Below are 8,645 nucleotides of genomic sequence, written 5' to 3'. Positions count from 1 at the left end.
GCGCCGGCAGCACGGGCCGCCCTCGAGCGCGCGGGCGTGACCATCGCCGACCTCGGGTTCGTGGAGATCACCGAGGCGTTCGCCGCCCAGGTGCTCGCCGTGAGCGACGACCTCGGCCTCGACGAGGAGCTCGTCTCGGCCGACGGCGGCGCGATCGCCCTGGGGCATCCGTGGGGGGCATCCGGTGCCGTACTGCTCGTGCGGCTCGCCGCGCGGATGGCGGCCGCCGACGACGCGCGCCCCGGCCTCGCCGCCTGCTCGATCGGCGGCGGGCAGGGCATCGCGATGATCGTGGAGCGGGTCGCATGAGCGAGATCATCTTCGAGCGGGTGAGCCACGACTTCGGCGCCGAGCGTGTCGTCGACGACGTGTCGCTCGTGCTGCGCGAGCSCCGGATCGGCATCGTCGGGGCCAACGGCTCGGGCAAGTCGACGCTGGCGCGCATGATCAACGGGCTCGTGACGCCGTCGACGGGCCGGGTCGTCGTGGACGGGCTCGACGTGCGCCGGCAGGGCCGCGAGGTGCGGCGCCGGGTCGGCTTCGTGTTCACGAACGCCGACAACCAGATCGTGATGCCCACCGTGCGCGAGGACGTCGCGTTCACCCTGCGGCGCCACCGGCTCGAGCCCTCGGATGCCGCGGCGCGCGTCGATGCGGCCCTCGAGCGTGCCGGGATCACCGACCTCGCCGACCGCCCCGCRCATCGCCTCTCGGGCGGGCAGAAGCAGCTGCTCGCCATCGCGTCGGTACTCGTCGCCGAGCCCGCCGTCGTCGTGGCGGACGAGCCGACGACGCTTCTGGACGCCCGCAACGCCCGGCGCATCGCCGAGCACTTCGAGACGCTCCACCAGCAGCTCATCGTGGTGAGCCACCAGCTCGACCTGCTCGAGTCGTTCGATCGCGTCGTCGTCATGGAGGCCGGCCGGGTCGTCGCCGACGATGTGCCGCGCGCCGCGCTCGACGCCTACCGGGCCCTCATCGGATGAGGGGACCGCGATGATCGGCGTCTTCCATCCGGGCACCTCGTTCGTGCACCGGTGCCCCGCCCTCGTGAAGCTCGGAGTGCTCGCCGTACTCGTCACCGCGATCGCGCTGACGGCGTCGCCGTGGTGGCTCGGCGCGGCATCCGTGCTCGTCGTGGTGCTCTTCGCCGCGGCCCGGGTGCCGTTCGCGCTCGCATGGCGACAGGTGGTGCCCATCCTCTGGGTGCTCGTGTTCACGGTGCCGCTGCAGGTCGTCTTCAACGGCTGGGAGGCCGCCGCGGTGATGGGCACCCGGCTCGTGCTCGCCGTGGCGCTCGCTGCCCTCTACACGCTCACGACACCCGTGACGGCGACGCTCGACGCCATGCAGGCGCTGCTGCGACCGTTCCGGCGCTGGATCGACGCCGACCGCGTCGGACTGGCGCTCGCACTCGCCATCCGCTGCGTGCCGCTGCTCGCCGAACTCGTGCGCGAGGTGCTCGACGCCCGGAAGGCGCGTGGCGCGGAGGGATCCGTGCTGGCGCTCGCGGTGCCCGTCATCGTGCGATCGCTGCGCACCGCCGAGCACCTCGGCGAGGCGCTCGTCGCGCGGGGCTTCGACGACTGACGCCGGCGGCACCCCACCGGCGCGGGTGCTCAGCCGGCGCGCGTGCTCAGCCGGCGCGCGTGAACGTGCCCAGCTGGTGCTCGTCCAGCAGCTCGATCACGAGGTTCCCGCCGTCGAACGTCGCCTGCGACACACTGCCGAGCGGCGCGTTCTCGCTGAACGGCTCGAACACGAAGACATCCCCGTCCCAGTGCTCGAGCGGCCACACCACGGTTCCCGGGCCGACCGTCACCTGGAGCGAGTCGCCGACGACCGAGACGTGGGCCGTGCCGAAGTACTCGTTGGCGTAGTCACCGGCGTAGTCCGCGAGCGGACCGGCCGGCGCGGCATCCRCCGGCGGCGACTGGCCGACCAGCTCGCCCACCGGATCGCCGAGCGACCCGAGCTGCCCGGAGTAGAGCTGCCACCAGTCCTGGCGGATCTCGCCGAACTGGGCGAGGTCCATGAAGTCGGCCGCGACCGACTCGGCGAGGCCGTTGGCGGAGCCGTTCGTGAGCACCACCACCCCGAGTCCGGCCTCGGGCAGGCTGCTGAACGTGGTGCCCGTGCCGAGCGCGAAGGCCCCCGAGTGGCTCACCGAGGCGAGGCCTCCCGCCGTCGTGCCGACGTTGAAGCCGTGCCCGTAGAAGCCCGAGCGCTGGTAGCCGAGCTGCGCCGGCCCCGCGACCGACTGCGCCGTGATGGCCGGCAGGAGCGCCTCGGGCGTCAGCACCTCGTTCGCCGCGGCATCCGGACCCGATGCGGCAAGCACCATCGACAGCCACGTCGCCATGTCGGTGACGCTCGAGCTCACGCCGCCCGCGGGCGACTGCGCGTCGGGCTGACGCTGGCTCGGGGTCACGATCCACTCGTCGCCGTCGAGGATGTGACCGTCGGCACGGTCCTCGCTCGCCATGAAGTCGTCGAACCGCGAGCTCGTCGCCGACATGCCGAGCGGCTCGTAGAGCACCTGCTCGGAGAGGTCGGCCCAGTCGGCGCCCGCCGCGTTCGCGACGGACTGGGCCGCGGCGGTGATGTCGTAGTTCCCGTAGGCGTAGGTCGAGCGGAACGGCGACAACGGGGTGTAGCGCAGGCGCTGGAGCACCTCGGCCCGGTCGTACCCGAGGTCCTCGAGCTCGTCGCCCGCGTGCTTGTAGAGCCCTGATCGGTGGGCGTAGAGGTCGCCGATCGTGACGTGCTCGGTGACCCATGGATCGGCGAGCGCGAACTCGGGCAGGTGCTCGACGACCGGCGTGTCCCACGAGACGACCCCCTCCGCCACCTCGTGCGCGACGACCGTGGCACCCACCGACTTCGACATGGAGGCGATCTGGAACACGGTGTCGGTGTCGACGGGCTCCTCCGTCTCGAGATTGCGCACGCCGAATCCGTCGGAGTAGGCCGTCTCGCCGTCGTACACGACCGCGATCGCGAGGCCGGGAACGCCCGACGTCTCCATCAGCTCGTCGATGCGGCCGGGGATCCCGTCGATCGCGGCCTCCACCCGTTCGTCGGTCACCTCGGCGACCGCGTCGGCCGGCGGGTTGCCGTAGCCCGGCCGGTCGGTCGAGAGCGGCGTCGCCGACGGGGCGGCCGCGCCCACGGTGCATCCGCTGAGCAGCACCGCCGCCGTTGCGACGAGCGCGCCGAACGCCATCGTTCCCATGCGTCGCATTCGATCCCCCGCCCCAGCGCCGATGCAGCGCGACGGCGCCAGCCTAGACCCGCGCCTCCGCTGGGCGCGCACCCCAATTCGGGCACCACACGCCTCCGCCGGATGTCGCCGGCAGCGTGCAGACTGGTCGACGGCCGATCGGCCGTCGAAGGCCGACCAGGAGCACGCAGCACGTCATGATGGGCATCACGCACGCCACGAGCGGCGCCGCGGCATGGGTCGCGATCACCGGAACGATGCCGCTGATCGGGCTCGGGGTGTATCCCCTCGACCCCGTGGGCGTGCTCGCGGGCGCCGCGGTGGCCGCCGGTGCGGCGCTCCTCCCCGACGCCGACCACCACAGCGCCACCATTTCGCACTCGGTGCCGATCCTCGGTCGCCTCGTGACCGGCACGGTCGAGACGCTCTCGGGCGGGCACCGCCGTGGCGCCCATTCCGCCATCGCCGTGGTCGTCGTGGCCGCGGCGGCCTGGGCGCTCACCCTCCTCACGTTCGCCACCGACGACCGTGACTCCATCGCGATCGGCGCCGGCATCGGGACCGCGGTGCTCACCTGCTTCGGCATCAAGGCCAGGGACTACGTGCGGACCTGGGCGGCGGCGTGGCTCCTCGGCGCCCTGCTCGGCATGTTCATCGTCGTGGTCGCCCCCGAGCAGGTCGCGTGGTTCCCCCTCGCGGTCACGATCGGGTTCGCCGCGCACCTCGCCGGCGACTTCCTCACCACCGGCGGCATCCCCGGCCTGCTCTGGCCATGGGCGCCGCGGCCGCCCGAGCGGTTCAGGCCCGTTCCCGTGCTCAACCGCATCTGGCTCCCGAGCGGGCGCGTCGCCCTGCCGCTGCTCGGCGACACCGGGTCCCTCCGCGAGGCCATGCTCGGCACCGTGCTCGCGCTCTACTGCGTCGCCGGCTTCGCCTACGAAGGGTTGCGGCTGGTCGGCGTCGACCTGGTGATCGGGTCCTGAGCGGGTCACCGGTTCGTGACGGGCAGAATGATGCGATGACCTCCTCGCCGAATGCCGCCGTCGAGATCGATCTCGAGCCCGCGGAATCCGCCGACGACGTCGCCCTCGTCACGACGTTGGCCGACCTCATCAACGGCGTGTACGTCATCGCCGAGGCCGGGCTCTGGGTCGACGGCGCGCGACGCACCGACGCCCGCGAGATCGCGCAGCTCATCGGGCAGCAGGAACTCGCCACCGCCCGCATCGCCGGCGAGCTGGTCGGCGTCGTCAGGGTGCACGCCCTCGACGCCGGCACAGCCGAGTTCGGGATGCTGGCCGCCGACCCCGCGCATCGGGGCATCGGCATCGGTCGGGCCCTGGTCTCGTTCGCCGAGCGCTGGGCGGAGGCACGTGGGTTCGGCGTGCTGCAGCTCGAACTCCTGGTGCCGACGTCGTGGCAGCATCCCTCGAAGCGGTTCCTGGCCGACTGGTACGCGCGCATCGGGTACCGCGAGGTGCGACGCGGCCCCCTCCGCGAGCTCTATCCCGAGCTCGAGCCGCTGCTCGCCACGCCGTGCGAGCTCGTCGTTTCGCAGAAGTCGCTCGCCGTCGGCGGTCCGTGACAGGATCGCCCTGTGGCCGACCGTCTGATGCTCCTCGACACCGCTTCGCTCTACTTCCGCGCGTTCTACGGCGTGCCCGACTCGCTGAAGCGCGCCGACGGCACGCCCGTCAACGCCGTGCGTGGGCTGCTCGACATCATCGCAAGGCTCGTGACCGAGTTCGAGCCGACCCACCTCGTCGCCTGCTGGGACGACGACTGGCGCCCGCACTGGCGCGTCGAGCTCATCCCGAGCTACAAGGCCCACCGGGTCGCCGAGATCGTGCCCGCGGGTCCCGACGTGGAGGAGACGCCCGATCCCCTCGAGGCGCAGATCCCGATGATCCGCGAGATCCTGGCCGCGCTCGACGTCACCGTCATCGGCGCCCCGCGGCACGAGGCCGACGACGTCATCGGCAGCCTCGCGACGCAGGCCGCCATGCCCGTCGACGTGGTCACCGGCGATCGCGACCTGTTCCAGCTCGTCGACGACGCCCGCGACGTGCGCGTCATCTACACCGCCCGCGGCATGAGCAAGCTCGAGGTCCTCACCGACGTGACCGTCGTCGGCAAGTACGGGGTGCTCCCCAGTCAGTACGCCGACTTCGCGGTGCTGCGGGGCGACGCGTCCGACGGCCTTCCGGGTGTCGCCGGCATCGGCGAGAAGACGGCGGCGAGCCTGTTGCAGCAGTTCGGCGACCTCGACTCGATCGTTGCCGCCGCCGGCGACCCCGCCGTGCCGTTGTCGGCGACGATGCGCACCCGCATCACGGGCGCCGCCGCCTACCTCGACGTCGCACCGACCGTGGTCGAGGTCGTGCGCGACCTCGAGCTCGGGGCGTTCGACGCGCGCCTCCACCCGCTCGAGGCGGTCGAGGCGGCCGAGGTGCGGCGCCTCGGCGAGGAGTGGAACCTGGGCGGCTCGGTGCAACGGGTTCTCCAGGCGCTCGGCGCGGAGTAGCTTGGGGCACTCCGACGCGAGGAGGCATGCATGGCCCGGTTCATCGTCGATGCGAGTGCAGTGCTCCATCTCGTCGCCGACGAGTTCGAGGGACCCGGCGACCACGAGCTCCTGGCGCCCACCCTGCTGCGTTCGCAGGTGCTGAACGCCCTGCACGAGGCGGTGCATCGAGGCGAGCTGCAGGAAGCCGAGGCGAACGCTCGGCTCGCGCGCATCGCCGAGATCCCGATCAGGCTGCTGGGCGACGCCGTGCTGCGACGCCGTGCGTGGAAGGTCGCCGATGAGCTGGGCTGGGCCTCGACGTACGACGCGGAGTACGTCGCGCTGACCATCCTGCAGGGCGATGCGCTCATCACCCTCGACGAGGAGCTGGCGCGCCAGGCGGAGCGGCTCGTGACCATCGCGTCGATCGACGAACTCCTCACGATCGGTCGCGCGTCGGGCTGACGGGGCGAGCCCGAAGCGGCCTCACGCGGGGGTCACGCCGCCGAGCAGGGCGGCAAGGGCGGCGCGCACCGGTGCTGCATCCTCACCGACGGCAGTGCGAGCGGATGACTCTGCGAGCGCCCTCCGCCACCCGGCCAGCAGCAGCGATCCCAGGGGTGCTGGGCCGAGGTCGGCGGTGTCGGCGAAGAAGTCGGCGAGCGGGTCGGCATCGCCGGCCTCCGCGGGTCGCTGCTCGGCGAGGAGGCGCGCGAACCCCGCGGCGACGAGGAAGTCGTAGCCGACGAGCAGCACGGCCGCGATGCCGGCGGGCCCGCCCACGCCCCGCATCGCCGCCGCGCCCTCCATGCGATCGAGCGTGCGTCGCTCGACGTCGGTGCGCACCACGTCGTAGAGCCCGGCCTTGCTGCCGAAGTGATGGTAGAGCGAGCCGATCGTGACGCCGGCGGATGCCGCGAGCTCGGACACGCCGACCGCGTCGTACCCGCGCGCGCCGAACGCCGTGAGGGCCTCCTGCACCAGGAGCGCCTTCGTCGACCCCGGGACGGGTACCCAACTGCGCACGCCGCGAGTATAGTCTGGTTCTGTCATGCCATAACGCGATTACGGTCTGGAGTGTCCGATGCAACTGCGCTTCCTCTACGTGCCCGTCGCCGACCTGGCCTCGGCGATCGCCTTCTACCGCGACGAACTCGGGTGGTCCGAGGCCTGGCGGGAGGGCGACGACACGGTGGCATTCGCCGTGCCCGACTCGCCCGTGCAGGTCATGGTCTCCACCGATCCGGGCTCGGCCGGCCCGATGTACGAGGTCGACGATCTCGAGGCCTACCTCGCGGCCCACCCGTCGGTATCGCGCCGCGGCGTGCCGTTCGAGATCCCCGACGGCCACGTCATCGAGCTCGAGGGTCCGGGCGGCAACGCGTTCCACGTGTTCGACCAGGCGGACGCCTCGTCCTGAGCGTCGGTGGCCGGGCGGAGGATGGCCCTGAGCATGAAGAAAGCCCCGAACCTGGCGAGAGGTTCGGGGCGATCCGTGCACCCCCAGGGACTTGAACCCTGAACCCACTGATTAAGAGTCAGTTGCTCTGCCGATTGAGCTAGAGGTGCATGATTCGGGATTTTCATACAACCCGAACCGAGGGACCACGTTATCAGGAGAACGACCCGTTTCGCCAATCGAGCGATCCGCGCGTCGGAGGCAGGTTCTAGGGTCGACTGCATGACCGCCTCGACGACGCCCCCGACCGGCTGGCGCGCCGGTGTGCGCGTCGGCATCGGGCTGGCGATCGGGGCCTTCGCGCTCGCCGTGAGCTTCGGCGCCTTCGCGGTCACGAACGGCTGGCCGGCCTGGCTGGCCATCGTGATGTCGGCCGTCACGTTCTCGGGCTCGGCACAGTTCGCCCTGGTGACGGCCGCCGCCGGCGGGGGCGTCGCGGCGGGCGTGGGGGCGGCGGCGCTCATCAACGCGCGGTTCATCCCCATGGGCGCCGCGTCGGCGCGTTCGCTGCACGGCGGTCCCGTGCAGCGCGCGCTCGAAGGGCAGGCGGTCGTCGACGGGTCGTGGGTCGCGGCGCAGAACGGCGACGGCACGCTCGACCGCGGCACGCTGTTCGGGGCCACGCTCGTGCAGTGGCCGGCGTGGATCGCCGGCACCGCGATCGGTGCCCTCTTCGCACCGTCGACCGAGTTCATGCACGATCTCGGTCTCGACGTCATCTTCCCCGCCTTCTTCCTCGTGCTGCTGCTCGATGCGCTCCGAGACCGACCGCGCATGATCCCCGTCGCCCTGGTCGCCGGCGTCATCGGCGCGGTGGCCGCGCTCGTGGTGCCCGCGGGGGTCGCGTTGCTCGCGTGCGCGCTCGCGGCACTCCTGGCCGCAGCTCGCACCACGAAGGCCGTCGACCCGTGACGGCACTCGTGCTCGCCGTGATCGCCCTGGCGATGATCAACGTGGTCTACAAGGGGGTCGGTCCGGCAGTGCTCGGCGACCGCACTTTCCCCCCGCGCGTCCAGGCGGTCGTCGATGCGCTGCCCGCAGCGCTGCTGGCCGGGCTGATCGCGGTGAATCTCCTCGGCGAGCGATGGTCGTCGGCGGACGCCACCATGGTTCCGGGGCTCGCCGCCGCGGGCATCGCATGGTGGCTGCGGATGCCGCAACTCGCCTGCGTCGCGGTCGCGGTCGCGGTGACGATCCTCGTACGACTCATCTGAGCGGCCCGATAGCCTTGATCGGGTGACCGCAGACCTCGCCGAAGACCTCGATCTCGCCCTCGGACTCGCCGATCTCGCCGACGCCGCCTCGCTCGCCCGCTTCCGCGCCGTCGACCTCGACGTGCAGACGAAGCCCGACCGCACGCCCGTCACCGAGGCCGACCTCGCCGTCGAGCGCGCGATCCGCGACCGGCTCGCCGACGCGCGTCCGGGCGACGGCATGCTCGGAGAGGAGTTCGGCAC

12 protein-coding genes, 1 tRNA gene and 1 pseudogene are annotated in these 8,645 nt (G+C 72.0%); 11 read left to right on the top strand and 3 right to left on the bottom strand.

Annotated elements, in window-relative coordinates:
* The 3 genes and pseudogenes from AC1DY2_RS10595 to AC1DY2_RS10585 form a co-directional block, all read left to right on the top strand.
* Positions 1 to 309: pseudogene (locus tag AC1DY2_RS10595) on the top strand (acetyl-CoA C-acyltransferase); the annotation flags it as partial.
* Positions 306 to 986 carry an energy-coupling factor ABC transporter ATP-binding protein gene (locus AC1DY2_RS10590; protein WP_476762394.1) on the top strand — a complete coding sequence of 227 codons (681 nt, stop codon included), beginning with the start codon at positions 306 to 308 and terminating at the stop codon, positions 984 to 986. The pseudogene AC1DY2_RS10595 and the gene AC1DY2_RS10590, both read left to right, overlap by 4 nt.
* Positions 987 to 996: 10 nt before the next feature.
* Entirely contained in the window at positions 997 to 1,590 is a 594-nt protein-coding gene (locus AC1DY2_RS10585) for an energy-coupling factor transporter transmembrane component T family protein (RefSeq protein WP_476762393.1), read from the top strand.
* A 46-nt stretch (positions 1,591 to 1,636) separates the two neighbouring features.
* Here the strand turns inward: AC1DY2_RS10585 and AC1DY2_RS10580 are convergent, their stop codons facing one another.
* Entirely contained in the window at positions 1,637 to 3,235 is a 1,599-nt protein-coding gene (locus tag AC1DY2_RS10580) for a serine hydrolase (protein ID WP_476762392.1), read from the bottom strand.
* Between the two features lie 185 nt (positions 3,236 to 3,420).
* On the opposite strand from AC1DY2_RS10580, the gene AC1DY2_RS10575 reads away from it, so the two are divergent.
* The 4 genes from AC1DY2_RS10575 to AC1DY2_RS10560 are packed head-to-tail and all read left to right on the top strand — an operon-like array spanning position 3,421 to position 6,194.
* A complete protein-coding gene (locus tag AC1DY2_RS10575) occupies positions 3,421 to 4,206 on the top strand; it encodes a metal-dependent hydrolase (RefSeq protein WP_476762391.1) in 786 nt (261 codons plus the stop codon).
* Between the two features lie 35 nt (positions 4,207 to 4,241).
* The gene (locus AC1DY2_RS10570; protein WP_476762390.1) at positions 4,242 to 4,808 is read left to right on the top strand and encodes a GNAT family N-acetyltransferase; all 567 of its coding nucleotides are present in this window, start codon (positions 4,242 to 4,244) and stop codon (positions 4,806 to 4,808) included.
* A 12-nt stretch (positions 4,809 to 4,820) separates the two neighbouring features.
* Entirely contained in the window at positions 4,821 to 5,747 is a 927-nt protein-coding gene (locus AC1DY2_RS10565) for a 5'-3' exonuclease (protein WP_476762389.1), read from the top strand.
* 30 nt (positions 5,748 to 5,777) lie between these two features.
* On the top strand, positions 5,778 to 6,194 hold the full coding sequence (locus tag AC1DY2_RS10560) for a type II toxin-antitoxin system VapC family toxin (protein WP_476762388.1): 417 nt from the start codon (positions 5,778 to 5,780) through the stop codon (positions 6,192 to 6,194).
* 21 nt (positions 6,195 to 6,215) lie between these two features.
* On the opposite strand, the gene AC1DY2_RS10555 is transcribed toward AC1DY2_RS10560, so the two are convergent.
* On the bottom strand, positions 6,216 to 6,782 hold the full coding sequence (locus AC1DY2_RS10555) for a TetR/AcrR family transcriptional regulator (protein WP_476762387.1): 567 nt from the start codon (positions 6,780 to 6,782) through the stop codon (positions 6,216 to 6,218).
* A gap of 31 nt (positions 6,783 to 6,813) precedes the next feature.
* On the opposite strand from AC1DY2_RS10555, the gene AC1DY2_RS10550 reads away from it, so the two are divergent.
* A complete protein-coding gene (locus AC1DY2_RS10550) occupies positions 6,814 to 7,149 on the top strand; it encodes a VOC family protein (RefSeq protein WP_476762386.1) in 336 nt (111 codons plus the stop codon).
* Between the two features lie 76 nt (positions 7,150 to 7,225).
* Here the strand turns inward: AC1DY2_RS10550 and AC1DY2_RS10545 are convergent.
* A tRNA-Lys gene (locus tag AC1DY2_RS10545) sits at positions 7,226 to 7,298 on the bottom strand.
* 112 nt (positions 7,299 to 7,410) lie between these two features.
* On the opposite strand from AC1DY2_RS10545, the gene AC1DY2_RS10540 reads away from it, so the two are divergent.
* From AC1DY2_RS10540 to AC1DY2_RS10530, 3 genes are all read left to right on the top strand, one after another.
* Entirely contained in the window at positions 7,411 to 8,100 is a 690-nt protein-coding gene (locus AC1DY2_RS10540; RefSeq protein WP_476762385.1) for an AzlC family ABC transporter permease, read from the top strand.
* Between the two features lie 8 nt (positions 8,101 to 8,108).
* Positions 8,109 to 8,402, top strand: a complete 294-nt coding sequence (locus AC1DY2_RS10535) for an AzlD domain-containing protein (protein WP_476762384.1) — start codon at positions 8,109 to 8,111, stop codon at positions 8,400 to 8,402.
* A gap of 22 nt (positions 8,403 to 8,424) precedes the next feature.
* Positions 8,425 to 8,645 (top strand): inositol monophosphatase family protein (locus AC1DY2_RS10530; RefSeq protein WP_476762383.1); only part of this gene is annotated, 221 nt, incomplete at its 3' end.

The organism is Agromyces sp. P1_H4, assembly GCF_056405255.1.
The sequence above is the reverse complement of the archived record's forward strand: the minus strand, read 5'-3'. Positions and strand labels throughout refer to the sequence as shown.